The organism is Klebsiella sp. M041 (assembly GCF_059759695.1).
The window spans coordinates 22506-44799 of the sequence record NZ_JCAXWU010000001.1 but is presented as its reverse complement, the minus strand read 5'-3'; the positions used below and the strand labels follow the sequence as shown (position 1 = coordinate 44799).

At 59.8% G+C, this 22294-nt stretch carries 21 protein-coding genes; 10 read left to right on the top strand and 11 right to left on the bottom strand.

Features of this window, described 5'->3' with window-relative positions:
• The first annotated feature begins 60 nt into the window (after positions 1 to 60).
• The 6 genes from hcaE (at position 61) to AC6CWS_RS00195 (ending at position 4802) form a co-directional block, all read left to right on the top strand.
• Positions 61 to 1422, top strand: coding sequence for a 3-phenylpropionate/cinnamic acid dioxygenase subunit alpha (gene hcaE / locus AC6CWS_RS00220; protein ID WP_048336305.1), 1362 nt, complete (start codon positions 61 to 63; stop codon positions 1420 to 1422).
• On the top strand, positions 1419 to 1937 hold the full coding sequence (gene hcaF, locus AC6CWS_RS00215) for a 3-phenylpropionate/cinnamic acid dioxygenase subunit beta (RefSeq protein WP_023290652.1): 519 nt from the start codon (positions 1419 to 1421) through the stop codon (positions 1935 to 1937). Before hcaE ends, hcaF begins: the two co-directional genes overlap by 4 nt.
• Complete coding sequence (gene hcaC / locus AC6CWS_RS00210) at positions 1937 to 2254, top strand: 3-phenylpropionate/cinnamic acid dioxygenase ferredoxin subunit (protein ID WP_044524356.1); 318 nt, start codon at positions 1937 to 1939, stop codon at positions 2252 to 2254. The genes hcaF and hcaC overlap by 1 nt, the downstream gene beginning before the upstream one ends.
• Positions 2254 to 3066, top strand: coding sequence for a 3-phenylpropionate-dihydrodiol/cinnamic acid-dihydrodiol dehydrogenase (gene hcaB / locus AC6CWS_RS00205; RefSeq protein WP_080901520.1), 813 nt, complete (start codon positions 2254 to 2256; stop codon positions 3064 to 3066). Before hcaC ends, hcaB begins: the two co-directional genes overlap by 1 nt.
• 9 nt (positions 3067 to 3075) lie before the next feature.
• Entirely contained in the window at positions 3076 to 4278 is a 1203-nt protein-coding gene (gene hcaD, locus AC6CWS_RS00200) for a phenylpropionate dioxygenase ferredoxin reductase subunit (RefSeq protein ID WP_080901519.1), read from the top strand.
• A 101-nt stretch (positions 4279 to 4379) separates the two neighbouring features.
• The gene (locus tag AC6CWS_RS00195) at positions 4380 to 4802 is read left to right on the top strand and encodes a DoxX family protein (RefSeq protein ID WP_023290656.1); all 423 of its coding nucleotides are present in this window, start codon (positions 4380 to 4382) and stop codon (positions 4800 to 4802) included.
• A 55-nt stretch (positions 4803 to 4857) separates the two neighbouring features.
• On the opposite strand, the gene glyA is transcribed toward AC6CWS_RS00195, so the two are convergent.
• Positions 4858 to 6111 carry a serine hydroxymethyltransferase gene (glyA, locus tag AC6CWS_RS00190; RefSeq protein WP_002914027.1) on the bottom strand — a complete coding sequence of 418 codons (1254 nt, stop codon included), beginning with the start codon at positions 6109 to 6111 and terminating at the stop codon, positions 4858 to 4860.
• 325 nt (positions 6112 to 6436) lie between these two features.
• Between glyA and hmpA the strand changes: the two genes are divergently transcribed.
• Positions 6437 to 7627: an NO-inducible flavohemoprotein gene (gene hmpA, locus AC6CWS_RS00185; protein WP_080901517.1), complete on the top strand. Its 1191-nt coding sequence runs from the start codon at positions 6437 to 6439 to the stop codon at positions 7625 to 7627.
• A 74-nt stretch (positions 7628 to 7701) separates the two neighbouring features.
• On the opposite strand, the gene glnB is transcribed toward hmpA, so the two are convergent.
• The 5 genes from glnB to purL form a co-directional block, all read right to left on the bottom strand.
• The gene (gene glnB, locus AC6CWS_RS00180) at positions 7702 to 8040 is read right to left on the bottom strand and encodes a nitrogen regulatory protein P-II (RefSeq protein WP_002914032.1); all 339 of its coding nucleotides are present in this window, start codon (positions 8038 to 8040) and stop codon (positions 7702 to 7704) included.
• Positions 8041 to 8105: 65 nt separating this feature from the next.
• Positions 8106 to 9443, bottom strand: coding sequence for a two-component system response regulator GlrR (gene glrR / locus AC6CWS_RS00175; RefSeq protein WP_023290658.1), 1338 nt, complete (start codon positions 9441 to 9443; stop codon positions 8106 to 8108).
• The gene (gene qseG / locus AC6CWS_RS00170) at positions 9430 to 10116 is read right to left on the bottom strand and encodes a two-component system QseEF-associated lipoprotein QseG (RefSeq protein WP_023290659.1); all 687 of its coding nucleotides are present in this window, start codon (positions 10114 to 10116) and stop codon (positions 9430 to 9432) included. Before qseG ends, glrR begins: the two co-directional genes overlap by 14 nt.
• 29 nt (positions 10117 to 10145) lie before the next feature.
• Positions 10146 to 11567, bottom strand: a complete 1422-nt coding sequence (locus AC6CWS_RS00165) for a sensor histidine kinase (protein ID WP_101994543.1) — start codon at positions 11565 to 11567, stop codon at positions 10146 to 10148.
• Positions 11568 to 12158: 591 nt separating this feature from the next.
• Positions 12159 to 16046, bottom strand: a complete 3888-nt coding sequence (gene purL / locus AC6CWS_RS00160; protein WP_032453744.1) for a phosphoribosylformylglycinamidine synthase — start codon at positions 16044 to 16046, stop codon at positions 12159 to 12161.
• A gap of 175 nt (positions 16047 to 16221) precedes the next feature.
• Between purL and mltF the strand changes: the two genes are divergently transcribed.
• The gene (mltF, locus tag AC6CWS_RS00155) at positions 16222 to 17838 is read left to right on the top strand and encodes a membrane-bound lytic murein transglycosylase MltF (RefSeq protein WP_032453733.1); all 1617 of its coding nucleotides are present in this window, start codon (positions 16222 to 16224) and stop codon (positions 17836 to 17838) included.
• Here mltF and tadA read toward each other — a convergent pair.
• A complete protein-coding gene (gene tadA / locus AC6CWS_RS00150) occupies positions 17835 to 18344 on the bottom strand; it encodes a tRNA adenosine(34) deaminase TadA (protein WP_023290663.1) in 510 nt (169 codons plus the stop codon). The two genes, mltF and tadA, sit on opposite strands and share 4 nt — an antisense overlap.
• A 62-nt stretch (positions 18345 to 18406) precedes the next feature.
• Positions 18407 to 19042 (bottom strand): phosphatidylglycerophosphatase C, encoded by a 636-nt coding sequence (gene yfhb / locus AC6CWS_RS00145; protein WP_017900418.1) that lies wholly within the window; start codon positions 19040 to 19042, stop codon positions 18407 to 18409.
• A gap of 211 nt (positions 19043 to 19253) precedes the next feature.
• On the opposite strand from yfhb, the gene AC6CWS_RS00140 reads away from it, so the two are divergent.
• Both AC6CWS_RS00140 and AC6CWS_RS00135 read left to right on the top strand, forming a co-directional pair.
• A complete protein-coding gene (locus AC6CWS_RS00140; protein ID WP_023290664.1) occupies positions 19254 to 20102 on the top strand; it encodes a MurR/RpiR family transcriptional regulator in 849 nt (282 codons plus the stop codon).
• Between the two features lie 56 nt (positions 20103 to 20158).
• Positions 20159 to 20419: a YfhL family 4Fe-4S dicluster ferredoxin gene (locus AC6CWS_RS00135; RefSeq protein ID WP_023290665.1), complete on the top strand. Its 261-nt coding sequence runs from the start codon at positions 20159 to 20161 to the stop codon at positions 20417 to 20419.
• A 12-nt stretch (positions 20420 to 20431) separates the two neighbouring features.
• Here AC6CWS_RS00135 and acpS read toward each other — a convergent pair whose 3' ends face one another.
• The 3 genes from acpS to recO are packed head-to-tail and all read right to left on the bottom strand — an operon-like array spanning position 20432 to position 22292.
• Positions 20432 to 20812, bottom strand: coding sequence for a holo-ACP synthase (gene acpS / locus AC6CWS_RS00130; protein ID WP_004201835.1), 381 nt, complete (start codon positions 20810 to 20812; stop codon positions 20432 to 20434).
• Complete coding sequence (gene pdxJ, locus AC6CWS_RS00125; protein ID WP_004201834.1) at positions 20812 to 21543, bottom strand: pyridoxine 5'-phosphate synthase; 732 nt, start codon at positions 21541 to 21543, stop codon at positions 20812 to 20814. The genes acpS and pdxJ overlap by 1 nt, the downstream gene beginning before the upstream one ends.
• Before the next feature lie 11 nt (positions 21544 to 21554).
• Positions 21555 to 22292 (bottom strand): DNA repair protein RecO, encoded by a 738-nt coding sequence (recO, locus tag AC6CWS_RS00120; protein WP_002914062.1) that lies wholly within the window; start codon positions 22290 to 22292, stop codon positions 21555 to 21557.
• Positions 22293 to 22294: the final 2 nt, after the last annotated feature.

The following is a 22294-nucleotide window of genomic DNA, read 5'->3' as shown; positions in this document are numbered from 1 at the left end:
AACATAAGGATGACACAAAAAAGAGAAGGTCAATACCTCTTACCCCACAGGATGAAAAAAATGACCATCAAAATGAAAACCGATGTCTACCAACTGGTCGACCCGCAAAACGGTCGCGTCACCCCACGGATCTATACCGACCCTGAGATCTATCAGCTTGAGCTGGAGCGGATCTTTGGCCGCTGCTGGCTGTTTCTGGCCCATGAAAGCCAGATCCCGCGGGCAGGGGATTTCTTTAACACGTACATGGGTGAAGATGCCGTGGTGGTGGTCCGCCAAAAGGACGGCAGCATTAAAGCCTTTTTAAATCAATGTCGTCACCGCGCGATGCGCGTGAGCTACGCCGACTGCGGCAATACCCGAGCCTTCACCTGCCCCTATCACGGCTGGTCTTATGGCATCGACGGCGAGCTGATCGACGTCCCGCTCGAGCCGCGCGCCTACCCGCAGGGGCTGTGCAAGTCCCACTGGGGGCTCAATGAAGTCCCGTGTGTGGAAAGTTACAAAGGCCTTATTTTCGCCAACTGGGATCCTACAGCCCCCACGCTGCGTGACTATCTGGGCGATATGGCCTGGTATCTTGACGGCGTCCTCGACCGTCGTGAAGGCGGGACCGAGATCGTTGGCGGCGTACAGAAGTGGACCATCGACTGCAACTGGAAATTCCCCGCCGAGCAGTTCGCCAGCGACCAGTATCACGCGCTGTTCAGCCACGCCTCGGCGGTGCAGGTGCTGGGCGCGAAAGATGATGGCAGTGAAAAGCGCCTGGGCGAAGGACAGACCGCCCGTCCGGTGTGGGAGACTGCCAAAGACGCGCTGCAGTTTGGTCAGGAGGGGCACGGCAGCGGCTTTTTCTTCACCGAACAGCCGGACGCTAACGTCTGGGTCGACGGCGAGGTCTCCCGCTATTACCGCGATACCTTTGCCGAAGCCGAGCAGCGGCTGGGCACCGTCCGCGCCCTGCGCCTCGCAGGTCACAATAACATCTTCCCGACCCTCTCGTGGCTAAACGGTACCGCCACGCTGCGCGTCTGGCACCCGCGAGGACCGGATCGGGTTGAGGTCTGGGCATTCTGTCTCACCGATAAAGCCGCCTCCGATGAGGTCAAAGCGGCGTTCGAAAACAGCGCCACGCGCGCCTTTGGTCCGGCTGGTTTCCTCGAGCAGGATGACTCGGAAAACTGGTGTGAAATTCAAAAACTGCTGAAAGGACACCGGGCGCGTCACACCAGCCTGTGCCTGGAGATGGGATTAGGCGAGGAAAAACGCCGCACAGACGGCATTCCCGGGATAACCAACTATATCTTTTCCGAAACTGCCGCCCGCGGTATGTACCAGCGCTGGGCCGATCTGTTAAGCAGCGAAACGTGGCAGGAAGTGCAGGAAAAAACCGCCGCTTACCAGCAGGAGGTGATGAAATGAGCGCCTTAGTCTCTGCTGAACTGCACTACCGCATCAGCCAGTTCCTCTACGAGGAGGCGCGTCTGCTGGACGACTGGCAGTTTCGCGACTGGCTGACGCAGCTGGACGACGAGATCCGCTACACCATGCGCACGACCGTCAACGCCCAGACCCGTGACCGTCGCAAAGGGGTCCAGCCACCGACCACCTGGATCTTTAATGACAACAAAGACCAGCTTGAGCGCCGGATTGCTCGCCTGGAGACCGGCATGGCATGGGCAGAGGAGCCGCCATCCCGCACCCGCCATCTGATTAACAACCTGCAGATCAGCGAAACCGGACAACCGGATCGCTTCGCCGTGCGCCTTAACTATCTGCTATATCGCGCGCAAAAGGAGCGTGACGAGACCTGCTACGTCGGCACGCGGAGGGACACCGTCCGCCGTCTGCCTGGCGGCGAGTGGCGCCTGACGGCACGAGAGATCGTGCTCGATCAGGCAGTGATCGCGTCCCACAACCTGAGCGTACTCTTCTGATGAATCGAATATTCGCCTGCTCCACCGTGGAGCTGCCGGAGGGGGAAGCCCTCCGCCTGGAGACCTCTCCCGTTATTGCCCTGTTCCATATTGGCGGAGCGTTTTATGCCGTTAACGATCGCTGCAGCCATGGCAACGCGTCGATGTCCGAAGGCTACCTGGAAGACGACGCGACGGTGGAATGTCCACTACACGCCGCCAGTTTCTGCCTGAAAACCGGCAAAGCGCTGTGTCTGCCCGCCACCGAGCCGCTGACCACCTATACGGTGCACGTGGAAGGCGGTGAGGTGTTTATTGATATTCCTGAGGAGGCCTGATGAGCGATTTACGCGATAACATGGTGTTGATTACCGGCGGCGGTTCCGGCCTGGGTCTGGCGCTGGTTGAGCGCTTTATTGACGAGGGGGCGAAGGTCGCGACCCTCGAACTGTCCGGCGCGAAAGTCGCCAGCCTGCGCCAGCGCTTTGGCGATCGGGTGCTGGCGGTGGAAGGTAGCGTAACCCGCTACGGTGATTATCAGCGCGCAGTGGATCAGATCCTCACCACCTATGGCCGTCTGGACTGTTTTATCGGCAACGCCGGCATCTGGGATCATAACGCCTCCCTGATGGACACCCCGGCGGAGGCGCTGGAGAATGGCTTCCATGAGCTGTTCAACGTCAACGTGCTGGGCTATCTGCTCGGCGCCAAGGCCTGCGCCCCGGCATTAATCGCCAGCGAAGGCAGCATTATTCTGACCCTCTCCAACGCGGCCTGGTATCCGGGCGGCGGCGGCCCGCTCTACACCGCCAGCAAACATGCGGCGACCGGCTTAATTCGCCAGCTGGCCTACGAGCTGGCGCCGAAGGTGCGGGTCAACGGCGTTGGCCCCTGCGGGATGGCGACCGATCTGCGCGGCCCGCAGGCGCTGGGGCAAAGCGACACCACGATAATGCACTCCCTGACGGCGGAGAAGATCGCCGCCATCCTGCCACTGCAGTTTTTCCCCGAACCGGTCGATTTCACCGGCCCGTACGTCATGCTGGCTTCCCGACGTAATAATCGGACGCTGAGCGGGGTTATGATCAATGCCGATGGCGGGCTGGGGATCCGCGGGATCCGCCATGTCGCCGCCGGACTAAACCTGTAAGGAGTGATGATGAGCGAACCGATGATTGCCATTATCGGCGGTGGACAGGCCGGGGCGATGGCCGCCGCGGCCCTCCGCCAGCAGGGTTACCAGGGTCCCCTGCACCTGTTTTCTGATGAACCCCATTTACCCTATGAGCGCCCGCCGCTGTCGAAAGCGATGCTGCTGGATGCAGATCCACAGCGACAGCCGGTGCTCCCCGCCAGCTGGTGGCAGGACAACAACGTCCAGCTGCATCTCGGTGTGACGCTGCGCGATATCGATCGTCAGGCGCAGAGCCTGACGCTGGCAGACAATCGCGTCTTTCACTGGCGACAACTGCTGCTGGCGACCGGAGCCGCCGCCAGGCCGCTGCCGCTGCTCGACGCGCTGGGGGAACGTTGCCTGACCCTGCGACACGCCGGCGATGCTGCGCGTCTGCGCGCGGCGCTGCAGCCAGGGAGTGAGGTGGTTATCGTCGGCGCAGGCACCATCGGCCTGGAGTTGGCCGCCAGCGCTATTCAGCGCGGCTGTCGCGTCACGGTGGTGGAGCAGGCATCGACGGTGATGGGTCGCAACGCCCCGCCGCCGGTCCGCGATTACCTGCTGGCCCGCCATCGCCAGGCCGGGGTACGGGTGCTGTTGAACAGCGCCATCGAACAGGCGGAACAGGGAACTCACCTCACCCTCACTTTACAGAGTGGCGAAACCCTGCGCGCCGGGACGGTCGTATATGGCATTGGCATCGTGGCTAACGATGCTCTCGCGCGCCGCGCCGGGCTGGAGACCGACAATGGCATCGTCGTGGATGCCGACGGCAGGACCTCGGACCCGGCTATTTTTGCCGCCGGCGACGTCACGCTGACGCGGCAATCAGATGGTTCGCTGTCGCGTGTCGAGAGCTGGGAAAATGCTAATATCCAGGCGCAGATTGCCGCTGCGGCCATGCTTGGCAAACCACGCCCCGCCAGGGCGCCAGGCTGGTTCTGGACCGATCAGTACGAAGATAACCTGCAGTTTATTGGCGATATGCAGGGCGAAAAGTGGTGGTGTCGGGGAGCGCCCGCCGATCGCAAAGCGATCTGGTTCCAGCTGCGCGACGGCGTGTTAACCGGCGCGGTCACCCTCAATCACGGTCGCGAGATCCGCACGCTACGCAAGCTCATCCAGAGTGGTAAAGCGGTGAATGCCGAAACGCTATGCGATGAAAACGTCCCGTTAAAAATGCGGTAATTTCGTTGTTCAGCGGACCGGGGATGTTGCCAGGACTAACGTGGCGGGAAGCAAAAACGTGTATTACGTTTAAAGGACACTTCTCTCATAACGAGCTGATTATGAACACACTCCGCTATTTTGATTTTGGCGCATCCCGCTCTCTGCTACTGCTTATCGCCCGCATCGCCGTGGTAGTTCTGTTTATTCTTTTTGGCTACCCCAAACTGCTGGGCTTTGACGGTACGGTGCAGTACATGGCCGCCTCCGGCGCGCCGATGCCGACCCTGGCGGCGATTATCGCCGTCATTATGGAAGTGCCTGCCGCCATTTTAATTGTGCTGGGCTTTTTCACCCGCCCGCTGGCGGTCATCTTTATCTTCTACACCCTGGGCACCGCGGTGATTGGCCATCACTACTGGGATATGACTGGCGATGCGGTATTGCCGAACATGATTAACTTCTGGAAAAACGTCAGCATCGCCGGCGCTTTCCTGCTGCTGGCGGTAACCGGCCCCGGAGCGATTTCGCTCGACCGCCGCTAATCTCCAGACGCAAAAAAGGCCGCAAACGCGGCCTTTTTGATGTCAACGCTAACGCTTACGCATAAACCGGGAAGCGGGCGCAGATATCCAGGACTTTGCCTTTCACGCGCTCAATGACCGCGTCGTCATTGATATTGTCCAGCACATCACACATCCAGCCAGCCAGCTCTTTGACTTCCGCTTCTTTAAAGCCACGGCGAGTCACCGCCGGAGAACCGATACGGATACCGGAGGTTACGAACGGGCTCTTCGGATCGTTCGGCACGCTGTTTTTGTTGACGGTGATGTTGGCGCGGCCCAGGGCAGCGTCAGCTTCTTTACCGGTCAGGTTTTTATCCACCAGGTCCAGCAGGAACAGATGGTTCTCAGTACCGCCAGACACCACTTTGTAGCCGCGGTTCAGGAACACTTCCACCATTGCTTTGGCGTTTTTCGCAACCTGCTGCTGGTAAACTTTAAACTCTGGCTCCATCGCTTCTTTCAGCGCCACCGCTTTCGCTGCGATAACGTGCATCAGCGGGCCGCCCTGCGCGCTTGGGAATACCGCAGAGTTCAGTTTCTTGTACAGCTCTTCGCTACCGCCTTTCGCCAGGATCAGGCCGCCGCGCGGACCCGCCAGGGTTTTGTGGGTGGTGGTGGTCACGACGTGAGCATGCGGAACCGGGTTCGGATACACGCCAGCGGCGATCAGGCCTGCCACGTGCGCCATATCGACAAACAGGTATGCGCCGATGCTGTCAGCGATTTCACGCATTTTTGCCCAGTCAACGATACCGGAGTAAGCGGAGAAACCACCGATGATCATCTTCGGTTTATGTTCCTGAGCCTGCTTCGCCATGTCGTCATAGTCAATTTTGCCGGACTCATCAATACCGTAAGGGATGATGTTGTACAGTTTGCCGGAGAAGTTAACCGGAGAGCCGTGAGTCAGGTGGCCGCCCTGCGCCAGGTTCATCCCCAGCACGGTATCGCCCGGCTGCAGCAGCGCGGTGTAAACGGCAAAGTTAGCCTGGGAGCCGGAGTGCGGCTGGACGTTAGCATAGTCAGCGCCGAACAGCTCTTTCGCGCGGTCGATAGCCAGCTGCTCAACCACGTCGACATATTCGCAGCCGCCGTAGTAACGCTTGCCCGGATATCCTTCAGCATATTTGTTGGTCAGCTGAGAGCCCTGCGCTTGCATCACGCGCGGACTGGTGTAGTTTTCGGAGGCGATCAGTTCGATGTGCTCTTCCTGACGTACTTTTTCCTGCTCCATAGCCTGCCACAGTTCGGCATCATAATCGGCAATGTTCATTTCACGCTTTAACATCCGCATCTCCTGACTCAGCTAACAATAAAATTTCGGCCTAAAAAGGCGGTCCGATTGGACAACGGCCCACAGTATAACCGAATCATTCTGTGATAACAGGTCTTGACAAAGGATTTTACGCAAACGTTTGGCTCCGCATGACACAAGGCTTTGAGCAATAACGCCTCTCTCAGTATCAACGGATTTCTTTTCAGGATTGTGATGCAAATTCTTCATGTTGTAACTGCAACGGCGGAAAGTGTTAAAGAACCATTTACAACGCAGGGTTATTTCCTTAAGATGTATTTAAAATACATCATTAAAGTAACACACAAGGAAGCACGCTATGCTCGACGCTCAAACCATCGCTACGGTCAAAGCCACCATCCCCCTGCTGGTAGAGACTGGACCAAAATTAACCGCCCATTTCTACGATCGTATGTTTGCGCATAACCCGGAGCTCAAAGAGATCTTCAATATGAGCAACCAGCGCAACGGCGACCAGCGAGAAGCGTTGTTCAACGCCATTGCCGCCTACGCCAGCAATATCGATAACCTGCCCGCCCTGCTGCCGGCGGTGGAAAAAATCGCCCAGAAACACACCAGTTTCCAGATCAAACCGGAGCAGTACAACATCGTGGGCAGCCATCTGCTGGCGACCCTCGATGAAATGTTCAGCCCGGGTCAGGAAGTCCTTGATGCCTGGGGGAAAGCTTACGGCGTGCTGGCGAACGTCTTTATCGGCCGCGAAGCCGAGATCTATCAGCAAAACGCCAGTAAAACCGGCGGCTGGGAAGGGACCCGCGCGTTCCGCATCGTGAAGAAAACCCCGCGCAGCCAGCTTATCACCAGCTTTGAGCTCGAGCCGGTCGACGGCCAGCCGGTCGCCGATTACCAGCCTGGCCAGTATCTGGCCATCTGGCTGAAGCCGGAAGATTTCGAATATCAGGAAATTCGCCAGTACTCCCTGACCCGCAAAGCGGACGGCAAGGGCTACCGCATCGCGGTTAAACGCGAAGAAGGCGGCCAGGTTTCCAGCTGGCTGCATAACCATGCCAGCGAAGGCGATGTGGTCTATCTGGCGGCGCCGGCCGGGGACTTCTTCCTTAACGTTGAGCCGCAGACGCCGGTCACTCTGCTCTCCGGCGGTGTCGGGCAAACGCCGATGCTGGCGATGCTGGATGCGCTGGCGAAGAGCCGCCATCAGGGTCAGGTGAACTGGTTCCATGCGGCAGAGAACGGCGACGTGCACGCCTTCGCGGACGAAGTTAAAACACTGGGTGAAACTCTGCCGAAGTTTACATCTCACGTCTGGTACCGCAGCCCGAGCGAAGCGGACCGTGAATCCGACGCGTTTGATAGCGAAGGTTTGATGGATTTAACGGCCCTGGCCGGCAAGATCGGCGACCCGCAAATGCAGTTCTATCTCTGCGGCCCGGTGGCGTTTATGCAGTTTGCCGCGAAGCAGCTGGTAGATCTGGGCGTGAGCAGCGACAACATTCATTACGAATGCTTCGGGCCGCATAAAGTGCTGTAAGCCCCGACGACGCGGGGATTTGTAGGCCGGGTAAGCGCAGCGCCACCCGGCAATACTGCAGCGAGCGGCGAGCGTTAAATCGCCGCGTCGTCTTCTTCGCCGGTACGGATACGAATCACGCGCGCGACATCAAAGACAAAGATTTTACCGTCACCGATTTTGCCGGTCTGCGCGGTACGGATGATGGTATCCACACAGGTATCGACGATATCGTCGGTCACCACGATTTCAATTTTCACTTTCGGCAGAAAATCGACCATATACTCCGCGCCGCGGTAGAGTTCGGTGTGCCCTTTCTGGCGGCCAAAGCCTTTCACTTCCGTTACCGTCATCCCGGTGATGCCGACTTCGGCCAGCGCTTCACGCACGTCATCCAGTTTGAAAGGTTTAATAATCGCATCAATCTTTTTCATGGTGTTCCTGTCTTAGTCGCGTAACCGGTTGCTTACCGTATCATAACTTGCGCTATGTTGCGGAGCTACTCTTTAAAGTCGTTGGCGTCGAGCTCATGGCGCGACAGCAGCTTATAGAATTCAGTGCGGTTGCGTCCAGCCATCCGCGCGGCGTGGGTAACGTTGCCCCTGGTAATCTGCAGCAGCTTGCGCAGGTAGTTCAGCTCAAACTGATTGCGCGCCTCCACGAAGGTCGGCAGGGCGGTGTTCTCGCCCTCCAGCGCCTGCTCCACCAGCGCATCGCCGATCACCGGCGACGAGGTCAGGGCCACGCACTGCTCAATCACGTTCACCAGCTGGCGCACATTGCCCGGCCAGTTGGCGGCCATCAGCCGCTTCATCGCATCGCTGGAAAACGCCCGCACGAACGGCTTATGGCGATCGGCGGACTGACGCAGCAGATGATTGGCCAACAGCGGAATATCTTCCGTGCGTTCGGAGAGCGGCGGGATCTTCAGGTTAACCACATTGAGGCGATAGAACAGATCTTCGCGAAACTCGCCGCGAGCCATCGCCTTCGGCAGGTCGCGGTGGGTGGCGGAGATGATCCGCACGTTGATCTCGATATCGCGGTTGCTGCCGAGCGGGCGTACCTTACGCTCCTGCAGGACGCGCAGCAGCTTCACCTGCAGGGCGACCGGCATATCGCCAATCTCATCGAGAAACAGCGTACCGCCTTCGGCGGCCTGGAATAACCCTTCTCGGTTGCTGACCGCGCCGGTAAAGGCGCCCCGCGCATGGCCGAACAGTTCGGACTCGAGCAGCTGTTCCGGCAACGCGCCGCAGTTAATCGCCACGAACGGCTTGTCATGACGCGGGCTGGCGTTGTGGATCGCCTGGGCGACTATCTCCTTCCCGGTCCCGCTCTGGCCGTTAATCAGCACGCTAACGTCGGATTGCGCCACCATCCCGGCCTGCTCGAGCAGGCGCAGCATCAGCGGGCTGCGGGTGACAATGGCCTGACGCCAGGCTTCGTCGGTGGCTGGCGAGCGCTGCTCCAGCGCCTCATCAATGGCTTGATACAAGGCGTCTTTATCAACCGGCTTAGTCAGGAAGCTGAAGACGCCCTGCTGGGTGGCCGCCACCGCGTCGGGGATCGAGCCATGGGCGGTGAGAATGATCACCGGCATGCCGGGCTGCCCCTTCTGGATCTCACTGAACAGCTGCAGACCGTCCATTTCATCCATCCGCAGATCGCTAATCACCAGATCCACCTTCTCACGCCCCAGCACGCGCAGCGCTTCCGGGCCGCTCTCGGCGGTGACCACGCTATAGCCTTCGCTGACCAGGCGCATGCCCAGCAGCTTCAGCAGCCCCGGATCGTCATCCACCAGCAGCAAACGCGCCGGTTTACGGATCGTCATGGATCACCTCCGGCACTTTTTCGCTGCCGAAATTGCCGCCCGGCTTGCGGCTGGAGAGCTGGCGTTCAATATCCGTCAGATTCTCCAGCTTACGGGTGGTCAGCTCCAGCTGTTCGCGCAGCGACTGCTCCTGCTGGCGCAACGTCTCCAGCTCGCTATCGCTGGACTGCTGAAGCTTCGCGTAGCGGGCTCGCTCCTCCACCAGCTGCAGCTGACGGGCCTGCCCGTCGCGCCAGAGCTGATACAGCGGGCGGACCTGAACGGCGATTTGCGGGCTGAAGGTGTCGAGACGCGCCACCAGCTCGCGGCGCTCGTCAGGGGTAATTTTGGCATCGGCAAGCAGAATGCCGCGGCGGAACGCGTCCTGCCAGCTGTCGTCGGTATGGCGTTTCGCCTCCGCTCGCGCCTGCGCCGGCGCGAGACGATCGGCGCAGTCAATGCCCCGCAGCCAGTAGAGGGGGTTTTTATCGCTGGCATCGCTGCTGTGCGCCCAGATATCGGCGCAGTCCACCGCGACAAAATCGGCCACCTGATGCTGCGCCTGCCCGGGGGCGGCGGCACCTTCCGCACTATGCGGCGAGAAGCCGGCGGAACACCCCGCCAGCGTCAGACAAGCAATGCCTGAGAGCAGCCATCCGCTAAGGGAACGGCGCCAGGCCAGGAATTGGGACATAGTTCCCCGATATCGATTCATTAGTTGGATTATTCCGGCGCTAAGGGAAGCGTAATGCGAAAACAGACCTGCCCGGCGGGGGCGTCAACCAGACTGAGCTCCCCTTGCATCTGACGGACGCAGTCGCGGGCGATGCTTAACCCCAGCCCACTGCCTTTCACGGCCCCTTTACGCTGGTGACTCCCCTGGTAAAAGGGCTCAAAAATCATATTCTTTTCCGCGGCCGGGATCGGTTCGCCGCTATTGGCGACATCAATACGCACCTGCTCTCCGTGCCGGTAGCTATGGATACGAATGTTACCGGATTCAGCGCCATAGTGCACCGCATTGGAGTAGAGATTATCCATTACGCTTATCAATAGCGCAGGCTCTGCCAGACAATGCCGCGCCCGCAGCGCCAGCTCGGTATGCATCAGTTTAGCCCGCGCGGGCAAACTGTGCGCCGCCACGACGTTTTCCACCAGCTCCACCAGGTCCACTTCTTCCCGGGCTACCGGGCCGTCGGCCTGTTTGCGGTTGTAGTCCAGCAGCTGTTCAATCAGCTTTTGCAGGTTGCGGCTGCTGCTGTCGAGGATCTCGACGATCTCCTGCTGCTCCGGCGTCAGCGGCCCGGCGACACGGTCGGCCAACAGCTCGGTGCCTTCACGCATACTGGCCAGCGGGGTTTTCAGCTCATGCGACAGATGGCGAAGAAACTGATGCCGCTGCGACTCCAGCCATGCCAGGCGCTCGCTGAGCCAGATAATGCGCTTGCCCACCGAGCGCAGCTCGCGCGGGCCGGTAAACAATGCCGCGTCGTCCGGCGACTTCCCTGCCCCCAGCTGGTTGATCATTCTTTCGATGCCTTTCACCGGGCCGATGATCATGCGGGTAAAAAGCAGCACCAGCGCCAGGCTCAGCAGAAACAGCACCAGCGCCTGCCAGCCGAAAAACTGGCCGCGCTCGGCAATCTCCTGCTGCAGCTGCTGGCCGCGGGAATAGACCACCGCCCGGGTCGCCTGGACCATGTCGCTGTTATTACTGGCGAACACTTCCAGTCTGGCGGCGGCCTGGGCGTCGGGACCGCTGTTGTTACACTGCAGCTGCGCCAGATCGCTGACATCCTGGCGCAGCGCCTGCCAGAGCTTCTCGTCCGGCAGCACGCCGGCGTGCGCGTCCAGCATCTGGCTGTAGCGCTGCCGCTGGTTTTGATAGACGCGCGCCAGCGTCGGATCGTCCAGCACGCAGTACTGGCGATAGCTGCGCTCCATCTCCAGCGCGGCATTGATCATCGCCTCGCTGCGGCGGGCATCGACCAGCGTAGTGCGGTTGATATGCGCCGCCTGGGCGCTGAGGGCATTGAGGCTCTGCCAGGCCTGCCAGGCCAGCACCAGCAACGGCAGCAGGATCAGCACAAAGGAGAGCGTCACCAGCTGACGCAGCGAACGGGGAAAAAGAGAGAGTCGCTTCAAGGGTGTGGTCTCAATCATTAGCTCTGGTCGATGCTAACTGAGGAGCGCGGCGGAGAAAAGCGATACCCGTCGCCACGGCGCAGCAGAAACAACAAAGCCAGGCGCAAGGCCTGGCTTTGTTGAGAAATGAGGCGGTGCCTTACTCGACGTTTCGCCCGATGTCTGATAAAGCCAGGCTGTTATCAGGAGTTGGACGGCAGGCACCTGTTTGTGCGTCATTCGAAGTTTATGTAGCGCGTCCCGAAGGGGCTGACATAAGAAGGTGAATGAGCCACTGGTTAATATTATGCATGAACTATGCCATCTTTCAAAACATTTTATTAACACGTTGATATATATGACTTTCACCATAAAACCCAACCATTCCAGCGCTGTATACTTTTCATCCATGATGTCGCCGATTAACGACACTAAATATGCCCCAGGTTACTTATCATTTAAATCAATAACTTAAGTGTCGCCTTTTGGCGACACCGCAATATGCCAGTTGTCGGTGATTCCCGACATCCTGGCGTGCCGGCCGTCACAGATAAAAAAAGCCCCCTGCCTGAGCAGGGGGCCGATACGTTCGCGAGACACGCTTCGGGAAGATTAACCCAGCTGTTTACGCGCGTTGCGGAAGATACGCATCCACGGGCTGTCTTCGCCCCAGTTTTCCGGGTGCCAGGAGTTGCTTACGGTGCGGAAGACGCGTTCCGGGTGCGGCATCATGATGGTCGCGCGCCCGCTTTCGCTGGTCACCGCGGTGATACCGTTCGGGGAACCGTTCGGGTTCGCCGGATAGGTTTCGGTCACTTTGCCGAAGTTGTCCACGAAGCGCAGCGCTACCAGACCTTTGCTCTCCAGCTGGGCCAGATGCGCGCTGTCGCGCACTTCCACCTGCCCTTCGCCGTGGGAGACCGCAATCGGCATCTGTGAGCCAACCATGCCTTCCAGCAGCAGAGACGGGCTTTGCGTCACTTCCACCAGGCTGAAGCGCGCTTCAAAGCGGTCAGACTGGTTGCGCACAAAGCGCGGCCACAGGTCGCTGCCCGGGATCAGCTCGCGCAGGTTGGACATCATCTGACAGCCGTTGCACACGCCGAGCGCCAGGGTCTGCGGACGATGGAAGAAGGTCGCGAACTCATCGCGCACGCGCTCGTTGAACAGAATCGACTTCGCCCAGCCTTCGCCTGCCCCCAGCACGTCGCCGTAGGAGAAGCCGCCGCAGGCCACCAGGGCATGGAAATCGCCCAGACCGGTGCGGCCCGCCAGCAGGTCGCTCATATGCACGTCGATGGCGTCAAAGCCGGCGCGATGGAAGGCTGCCGCCATTTCAACGTGAGAGTTCACCCCCTGCTCGCGCAGGACGGCCACTTTCGGACGCGCGCCGGTGGCAATGTAAGGCGCGGCGACGTCGTCATTAATATCAAACGAGAGCTTCACATTAAGGCCCGGATCGGCGTCGTTGGCTTTCGCCTCGTGCTCCTGATCGGCGCAGGCCGGGTTGTCGCGCAGACGCTGCATCTGCCAGGTGGTTTCCGCCCACCACATGCGCAGGGTGGTGCGGCTTTCGCTAAACACCGTCTGACCGCTGGCGGTCAGCACGAAGCGATCGCCCTCGACCGCTTTACCGAGGTAATGCACGCAGTCCGCCAGGCCGTTAACCGCCAGAATGGCTTCCACTGCCTCACGGTCTGCGGCGCGGACCTGAATCACCGCCCCCAGCTCTTCGTTGAACAGCGCCGCCAGACGGTCGTCGCCCAGCGCGGCGATATCCGCTTCCAGTCCACAGTGGCCGGTAAAGGCCATTTCCGCCAGGGTGACCAACAGGCCGCCGTCGGAGCGGTCGTGGTAGGCCAGCAGTTTACGCTGCGCCACCAGGGCCTGCATCGCCTCCCAGAAGCCTTTCAGCTGCGCGACATCGCGCACGTCAGCCGGCTTGTCGCCGAGCTGGCGATAGACCTGCGCCAGCGCCGTCGCGCCCAGCGCGTTGTGCCCTTTACCGAGGTCGATCAGCAGCAGGGCGTTATCTTCCGTCGAGAGCTGCGGCGTGACGGTATGACGAACATCTTCGACACGAGCGAAGGCGGAGATCACCAGCGACAGCGGAGAGGTCATCTCACGCTGCTCGCTGCCTTCCTGCCAGCGGGTTTTCATCGACATTGAGTCTTTGCCGACCGGAATGGTCAGGCCCAGCGCCGGGCACAGCTCTTCGCCCACCGCTTTCACCGCCTCATACAGACCCGCGTCTTCGCCCGGGTGGCCGGCGGCGGCCATCCAGTTAGCCGACAGCTTCACGCGGTTCAGCTCGCCAATCTGCGTGGCGGCGATATTGGTCAGCGCTTCGCCAACCGCCAGACGGCCGGAGGCGGCGAAGTCCAGCAGAGCAACCGGGGCGCGCTCGCCCATCGCCATCGCTTCGCCGTAGTAGCTGTCGAGGCTGGCGGTGGTGACCGCGCAGTTGGCCACCGGGATCTGCCACGGGCCGACCATCTGGTCGCGGGCGACCATGCCGGTCACGGTGCGGTCGCCGATGGTCACGAGGAAGGTTTTCTCGGCCACCGTCGGCAGGTGCAGCACGCGATTAACCGCATCGGCGATGGTAATCGGTTGGCGATCCAGCGCGCTGCCCTGGGCTTTCAGGGTCTGCACGTCGCGGGTCATTTTCGGCGTTTTGCCAAGCAGGACGTCCAGCGGCAGATCGATCGGCTGATCGTTAAAGTGGCTGTCGCTCAGGCTCAGGTGCTGCTCGGCGGTGGCTTCGCCGATAACCGCATAAGGCGCGCGCTCGCGGCGGCACAGCTCGTCGAACAGCGGCAGTTGCTCCGGGGCGACCGCCAGGACATAACGTTCCTGCGATTCGTTACACCAGATCTCCAGCGGGCTCATGCCTGGCTCATCGCTCAGGATATCGCGCAGCTGGAATTTACCGCCGCGGCCGCCGTCGCTGACCAGCTCCGGCATGGCGTTGGAGAGACCGCCGGCGCCGACGTCGTGGATAAACAGGATCGGGTTGGCGTCGCCCAGCTGCCAGCAGCGGTCGATCACTTCCTGACAGCGACGCTCCATTTCCGGGTTGTCACGCTGGACGGAGGCGAAATCGAGGTCGGCATCGGACTGGCCGGAGGCCATGGAAGACGCCGCGCCGCCGCCGAGGCCGATGTTCATCGCCGGACCGCCCAGCACGATCAGCTTCGCGCCGACGGTAATCTCGCCCTTCTGCACGTGCTCGCCGCGGATGTTGCCGATACCGCCGGCCAGCATGATTGGTTTGTGGTAGCCGCGCAGCTCTTCACCGTTATGGCTGGTAACTTTCTCTTCATAGGTGCGGAAGTAGCCGTTCAGCGCCGGGCGACCAAATTCGTTGTTAAACGCCGCGCCGCCCAGCGGGCCTTCGGTCATGATGTCCAGGGCGGTGACGATGCGATCCGGCTTGCCGAAATCTTCTTCCCACGGCTGTTCGAAGCCCGGGATGCGCAGGTTGGAAACCGAGAAGCCCACCAGGCCCGCTTTCGGCTTCGCGCCGCGGCCGGTGGCGCCTTCATCGCGGATTTCGCCGCCGGAGCCGGTTGCCGCGCCCGGCCATGGGGAGATGGCCGTCGGGTGGTTATGGGTTTCCACCTTCATCAGAATGTGCGCCGGCTCCTGATGGAAGTCATAGCGTCCGGTCTGGTGGTCGGCAAAATAGCGCCCCACTTCAGACCCTTCCATCACCGCGGCGTTGTCTTTATAGGCCGACAGGACGTAGTCCGGCGTTTTTTCGAAGGTGTTTTTGATCATTTTGAACAGCGACTTCGGCTGCTGTTCGCCGTCGATGATCCAGTCGGCGTTGAAAATTTTGTGACGACAGTGCTCTGAGTTCGCCTGGGCGAACATATACAGCTCGATATCGTTCGGATTGCGTCCCAGACGGGTAAAGGCGTCCTGCAGGTAGTCAATTTCGTCATCTGCCAGCGCCAGCCCCAAACGGAGGTTGGCGTCAATCAGCGCCTGACGCCCTTCGCCCAACAGGTCAACGCTGGTCACCGGCGTCGGCTGATGGTGAGCGAACAGCTTTTCGCCCGCTTCCAGCGCGTCGAAGACGCTCTCCATCATGCGGTCGTGCAGTTCCGCCGCCACCGCGGCCCACTGCGCTTCGGTCAGGGTCGAGGCTTCAACATAATACGCTACGCCGCGCTCCAGACGCACAACCTGAGCCAGGCCGCAGTTATGGGCGATATCGGTAGCTTTAGAAGACCAGGGAGAGATGGTGCCAGGGCGAGGGGTCACGAGCAGTAATTTACCGGTCGGGGTATGGCTGTTTAAGCTCGGGCCATACTTAAGCAGTCGCGCCAGGCGCTCGCGATCGTCAGCGCTCAGCGGGGCGTTCAGATCGGCAAAATGAATATACTCGGCATATATGGCGCTTACCGGAAGGTTGGCCGCCTGAAATCGTGCCAGCAGTTTATTAATACGGAATGCCGACAGTGCAGGTGAACCACGCAAAATTTCCATCATAAGTCTCTCGTCTTCGAAGCTTTCAGGGTGAGCCAGGGGGGGAAACGGGCGTCATTATAGTGAATCCTGCGCCCCGACGAAACCGTTTGCGTAGAAATAAAATCATTGATGCTGTTTATCAATAAATGTGACGTCCATCGCGAATAAGTTGCCAACTGGCGCATTCTTAAGCAGAATGCCGCTCATTCGACGACAACCTTGCGTTTTTTCCGGACATCGCCTGCTGAGGAACCTGAAGCTGCAGAAGATTAACGCGCTGAAAAAATTAAAGATTAATTATCTGCTCATCGGCATTGTCACCCTTTTGCTGGCGGCTGCCCTGTGGCCGTCGATCCCCTGGTCCGGTAAACCGGAGAACCGGGTGGCGGGCATTATCGCTCGCGGCGAGCTACGCATCAGCACCATCAACTCGCCGATGACCTTCGCCACCATGAACAATAAAACCTTCGGCCTGGACTACGAACTGGCGAAGCAGTTTGCCGACTACCTCGGCGTGACGCTTAAGATAACCGTCCGTCAGAACATCAGCCAGCTGTTTGACGACCTCGACGACGGTCAGGCCGATATGCTGGCCGCCGGGCTGGTCTATAACCAGGAGCGGGTGAAAAACTACCAGGCCGGCCCTGGCTACTACTCCGTTTCCCAACAGCTGGTCTATCGCGTCGGCAATACCCGGCCGCGCAGCCTCGCGGCGCTGACCGCCGAGCAGCTCGCCATCGCCCCGGGTCACGTGGCGATCAACGACCTGCAGGTACTGAAAGCGGAGAAATACCCGGATCTTGCCTGGCGCGTGGACGAAAAGCGCGGCACCACCGCGCTGATGCAGGCGGTGATTGACGGCAAACTCGATTACACCATCGCCGACTCGGTGGCCGTCAGCCTGTTCCAGCGCGTCCATCCGGAGCTGGCGGTAGCCCTCGATATCACCGACGAACAGCCGGTCACCTGGTTCAGCGCCCGGGACGACGATAATTCGCTGTCGGCGGCGATGCTTGATTTCTTCAACAATATTAATGAAGACGGCACCCTGGCACGCCTGGAAGAGAAGTACCTCGGCCACGGCAACGATTTCGATTATGTCGATACCCGCACCTTCCTGCGCGCGGTGGAAAACATTCTTCCGGAGGTGCAGCCGCTGTTTGAAAAGTACGCCCGCGAGATCGACTGGCGCCTGCTGGCCGCCATCGCCTGGCAGGAATCCCACTGGGATCCGCAGGCCACCTCGCCTACCGGCGTGCGCGGCATGATGATGCTTACGCGTAATACGGCGCAGAGTCTGGGGCTGACTGACCGGACCGATGCGGCGCAGAGTATCGACGGCGGTATGCGCTATCTCCAGGATATGATGGATAAAGTGCCGGATTCGATCCCGAAAGATGAACGCATCTGGTTTGCGCTGGCCGCTTACAATATGGGCTATGCCCATATGCTGGACGCCATGGCGCTCACCCGCAAACAGAAAGGCAATCCCAACAGCTGGGCAGACGTTAAGCTGCGTTTACCCCTGCTGAGCCAGAAACCCTATTACAGCAAACTTAAATACGGCTATGCCCGCGGCCATGAGGCCTACGCCTATGTGGAAAACATCCGCAAATATCAGATAAGCCTTGTCGGCTATTTGTCAGAAAAGGAGCGCCAGCAGCAGCAAACGCTGGCCCTGGCGGAGGATTACCCGGCGGTGCTCCCCAATGAGCTCGAACAGCCGCAGGAGACCACCCTGCCCTTTTTCAAGTTTCGCGCCGATAAACAGATGGATAATGCCCGGATGAAACTCCCCGGCCACCTGTATTAACTTTCCCCGTTCTGCTCCCGGGCTTTCTTCAGCGCTTTTTTCTCTTCCCGCCGCCAGCGGAAGAAGTCGCTCAGCATGGCAGAGCAGGATCCCGCCAGCACGCCTTCGCTAATCTCAACCCGATGGTTCATTCCCGGGTGGTGCAGAACATCCATCAGCGAGCCGGCGGCGCCGGTCTTGGCATCCCTGGCGCCAAACACCAGGCGGGCGATACGGCTGTGCACCATCGCGCCCGCGCACATCACGCAGGGCTCGAGGGTCACGTACAGCGTGGCGTCGATCAGGCGATAGTTTTGCAGCACCAGCCCGCCCTGGCGTAAGGCCATAATTTCCGCATGGGCGGTGGGGTCGTGACGGCCTATCGGCCGGTTCCAGCCCTCGCCAATGACCTGATTGTTATGCACCAGCACCGCGCCCACCGGCACCTCGCCCTCTTCCCAGGCGCGCTTCGCCAGCGTCAGGGCATGACGCATCCAGTATTCATCATTGAGTTCGAGGTCAGACACAGCGGCCACTCCAGCAGAAAAAGCGGGGCGCATTATACATGGGAGCTATCAATTACACACTATTACTCCAGTTGCTGCAGCTCTCCCTGCGGGGTGACCCGCCAGCGATGCTGGCAAAAGCCGAGCAATGGGTTATCTTGCTCGCTATCGCTATAGCCGCTATACAGCTGCAGCGGAGCGCCAATCTTTTTCTCCAGCTGCACCACCTTTTCATGGCCCAGGCAGCGCAGGGTCAATACCCAGCCGCCCCAGCGGCGCGCGGTGCGGCTGGCTATCAGATTCACCCGCGGCAGCCAGAGGGTATCGCGATAGACCTGTTCCACCAGCGACTGCGGCGAGCCGGTGATCAACCAGACGTCGGCATCGGTACTGGTCAGGTAGGCCGTCAGCCGCGCATGAACCACCGGAAACGCCGTCACATGATGACGAAACCAGCCGACAAACTCCGCTTCCAGCCGCTTCAGTACCGCCTCGCGGCGGCCAAAGGTTGACGCCCACAGCAGCAGGCTCATCGGCCAGCGCGCCGCCCGCCCGCACACCGCCAGCCCGGCAAGGATCGCCGGCCCCATCGCCACCACCAGCAGCAGGTTCAGCGGCAGGTGGCGCAGCAGGTAGCGCAGAAAACTGCCGAACATATCCTGTTGATGCAAGGTTCCGTCCAGATCGAAAAACACCACTCTCCGTTCACTGTGCTGCAAACTGCCTCCTTCTATCAGGATTCGCTTCTCGTTAGGGTAAGCTTAACAGTCTTATGCCATGAAGAGGGAAAACATCCCTGCCGTTAAGGAAGAATTAAATTAGCAGGCGAAGGAAAAATTGTGGCTTATGAATTTTTAATTCGTGGTATACCCCTTATAATCGAATAAAAATTCTGTCAGTCACGAGCCGGACGGCTCCAGCGGAGCTCCAATGAACTGTTTAACGCGTATTCGTCAGCGCTATCCCACCCTGGCGGCGAGCGACAAAAAGTTGGCCGATTTTATTCTGAGCCAACCCGATGACACCCGGCACCTCAGCTCGCAGCAGCTGGCGGTGGAAGCCGGTGTGAGTCAGTCCAGCGTGGTTAAATTTGCCCAGAAACTGGGGTTCAAAGGCTTTCCGGCGCTGAAGCTGGCACTGAGTGAAGCCCTGGCCAGCAGCCCGGATCCGCACTCCGTTCCGGTACATAACCACATTCGCGGTGACGACCCGCTGCGTCTGGTGGGCGAGAAACTCATTAAAGACAATGTCGCCGCTATGCATGCCTCGCTGGACGTCAACACTGAAGAGACGCTACGGGAAGCCGTCACGCTGCTGCGCAACGCCCGGCGGGTGATCGTCACCGGGATTGGCGCGTCCGGCCTGGTGGCGCGTAACTTTAGCTGGAAACTGATGAAGATCGGCGTCAACGCTGTTTCGGAGCAGGATATGCACGCCCTGCTGGCGACGGTGCAGGCCATGTCCAGCGACGATCTGCTGCTGGCGATCTCTTACTCCGGCGAGCGTCGGGAGATCAATATGGCGGCCGGTGAAGCGCTGCGCGTGGGCTCCAGGATCCTGGCGATCACCGGCTTTAGCCCTAACGCCCTGCAGCAGCAGGCGACCCACTGCCTGTACACCATCGCCGAAGAGCAGGCGACGCGCAGCGCGGCCATCTCTTCCACCAGCGCGCAAATGATGCTCACCGACCTGCTGTTTATGGGGCTGGTGCAGCAGGATCTGGAGCGGGCGCCGGAGCGCATTCGCCATAGCGAAGCGCTGGTGAAAAAGCTGGTCTGAGCAGAAAATGGGCGTATAATGCCCGCCCTGTTTGTGTTGTTTCTGAGATTTTCCTGATGGCGCTGTTAATTACCAAAAAATGCATCAACTGCGATATGTGCGAGCCGGAGTGCCCTAATGAGGCCATTTCGATGGGTGACAGCATTTATGAAATTAACAGCGACCGCTGCACCGAATGCGTGGGCCATTACGACACGCCCACCTGCCAGAAGGTGTGCCCGATCCCAAATACCATTCTGAAAGATCCGGCACACGTCGAGAATGAAGAGCAGCTGTGGGATAAATTCGTCCTGATGCACCACGCGGATAAAATTTAACCGCTTCCCGGCTTAGCTTTCGACAATCACCGTGGCGCAGGCGTAATGGCGCTCATCGGCGAGCGTGACATGAATATGGCTCACCCCCAGTCGTTCCGCCAGCCGTTGCGCCTCACCCCATAGCCGCAGCTTCGGCTTGCCCAGCTCATCGTTGTAAACTTCGAACTGATTAAAGGCCAACCCGTTGCGGATCCCGGTCCCCAGCGCTTTCGCCGCTGCTTCCTTGACCGCAAAGCGTTTCGCCAGAAAACGCACCGGCTGCTGGTGCTGCTCCCAGATGCTCCATTCATGGTCGCTCAGCACCCGGCGGGCAAGGCGATCGCCGCTGCGGGCGATCACCGCCTCGATGCGGGCGATCTCGACGATGTCGGTACCCAGCCCGAGGATGGCCATTAGCCGCGCGCTTCCAGCATCAGACGTTTCATTTCCGCCACCGCCTCTTTCAGGCCGCTCATTACCGCCCGGCCAATAATCGCGTGGCCGATATTCAGCTCATGCATTTCCGGCAGCGCAGCAATCGCTTTCACGTTGTGATAGGTCAGACCGTGACCCGCATTGACCTTCAGGCCGAGGCTGGCGGCGTAGGTGGCCGCTTTGGCAATACGTTCCAGCTCCTTCGCCTGCTCAGCGTCGGTTTTAGCATCGGCATAGCAGCCGGTGTGGATTTCGATATAGGGCGCGCCAACGTCCGCTGCCGCTTTGATCTGCGCTTCATCCGCATCGATAAACAGGGAGACCAGGATGCCGGCATCCGCCAGGCGTTGACAGGCATCACGCATCTTGTCGCGCTGGCCGGCCACGTCCAGTCCGCCTTCGGTGGTCACTTCCTGACGCTTCTCCGGCACCAGGCAGCAGAAATGCGGTTTGGTTTCGCAGGCGATCGTCAGCATCTCTTCGGTGACCGCCATTTCAAGATTCATGCGGGTGTGCAGCGTCTGGCGCAGGATACGCACATCGCGATCGGTGATATGGCGGCGGTCTTCGCGCAGATGCACGGTTATGCCGTCGGCGCCGGCCTGTTCGGCAATGAAAGCCGCCTGAACCGGATCCGGGTAAGCGGTGCCGCGGGCGTTACGCAAGGTCGCGATATGGTCAATATTGACCCCTAACAGTAATTCAGCCATGACAATCCTCGTTAATCATTATTCGTATTATCCGCTCGCGCCTTTCGCGCGGGCATAAACTGGCGAAACAATTCCCGGCTCTTGAGCGGTTTGCCGCCGAGATAGGGCTTCAGGGCGATACGGGTAAAGCGCTTCGCGGCGCGCAACGTATCAACATCAGGAAACTCGCGACTCGCCAACGCTTTCAAATGGTGCCCGGTAAACGTGTTGTTATCAATCACCAGGCTGGCAATAAAGCCTTTTTCTTCGCGATAGCGGTAGGTCATGGTGTCGTCCACCGGCTCGCCGCTCCCGGCACAGTGGAGAAAATCCACGCCATAGCCCAGATGCCCGAGCAGCGCCAGCTCAAAGCGCCGCAGCGCAGGCTCCGGCGAGCCGCTGGCCCCGGCGAGCGCCTGAATGCAGTGCAGGTAGTCAAAAAAGAGTTCGGAGAAGCGCGTTTCGTGCTCAAGCACGCGGGAGATAAGCTCGTTAACGTAAAGACCGCTGTAGAGGGTGATGCCGCTGAGTGGCAGCGCCAGCGAGACAGCTTCCGCGCTGCGCAGGGTTTTGACTTCCCCGCGGCCGCCGAAGCGAACCAGCAAGGGGGTAAAGGGCTGTAAAGCGCCTTTAAGATTCGAGCGTTTGGAGCGTGCGCCCTTGGCAACCAGGCGCACGCGACCGGATTCTTCCGTGAAGACGTCCAGCATCAGGCTGGTTTCGCTCCACGGTCGGCTATGCAGGACAAAGGCGCGCTGCCATCCATCCACGT